General features: G+C 62.9%; 1 protein-coding gene. It reads right to left on the bottom strand.

Going from position 1 to position 1,078, the window contains the following annotated elements; genetic code table 11:
- Positions 1–4 precede the first annotated feature (4 nt).
- Positions 5–1,078: DegT/DnrJ/EryC1/StrS family aminotransferase (locus NW842_RS13865; protein WP_414418270.1), on the bottom strand; the 1,074-nt coding region annotated here is incomplete at its 5' end.

The raw sequence follows: 1,078 nt of genomic DNA on the forward strand, positions 1-1,078 counted from the left end.
AGTGCTACGGGCAGGTTTTTTCTGAGAGGATTTCAGCAATGGCCGCAGCCACCCGCTCTTGTTGACAGGTGGTCAACTCAGGAAAACACGGCAAAGACAACACCTGAGCCGCACATAGCTCGGCATTGGGCAGATCCCCCCGCCTGTAGCCCAGCCCTCGGTACACCGGCTGCAGCGGCAACGGCAGAGGATAGTAAACCCGACTGCCAATGCCCCGCTCCTTCAACCGCTGCTGCAAATCGTCCCGCCGCCGCGAATCCAACGGCTCAGAACCCACCACCCGCACCGTGTACTGATGCCACACCGAGTTCCCCCCCACCCCCACCTGGGGCAGAATCAAACCCGGGATCCCTTGCAGCAAGCGGTGGTAACACTCCGCAATCCCCTGCCGCCGCCAGTTCCACTCCCGCAGATAAGGCAACTTCACCGAGAGAATCACCGCCTGCAGCGCATCCAAACGACTGTTGAGACCCAGATACTCGTGGTGGTACGGACGGGTCTGCCCATGCTCCCGCAGCGCCCGCACCCGCTTGGCCAGTTGCCCATCCCGCGTCACCACCGCCCCCCCATCCCCAGCCGCACCCAGATTCTTGCTGGGAAAAAAACTGAAACAGCCCACCTCCCCCCAAGTGCCCACCGGCCTGCCCCCCCAGCAGGCCCCCACCGCCTGGGCACAATCTTCCACCACCGCCAAGCCGTGCCGCCGGGCAATAGCCAGAATCTGGGTCATGTTGGCCGCCTGCCCAAACAAATGCACCACCACCACCGCCTTGGTGCGGCAGGAGATGCTCTTTTCCAGTAGCTGCGGATCCAGGTTAAAGGTGCACGGATCCACATCCACAAACACCGGACGCGCCCCCACCCGGCTGATGGCGGCAGCCGAGGCAAAAAAACTAAAGGCACTGGTGAGCACCTCATCCCCCGCCTGGATGCCCAAAGCCTGCAAAGCCAACACCAAGGCATCGGTGCCGGAATTGCAGCCGACGGCCTCCAAAGAGCCACCCCCCAAAAACTGGGCAAACTGCTCCTCAAAGCGCTGCACCGCCGCCCCGCCGATGTACTGGCCAGAGGCCAGCAG

This window comes from Synechococcus sp. R55.4 (assembly GCF_047461935.1).
Taxonomy (GTDB): domain Bacteria; phylum Cyanobacteriota; class Cyanobacteriia; order Thermostichales; family Thermostichaceae; genus Thermostichus.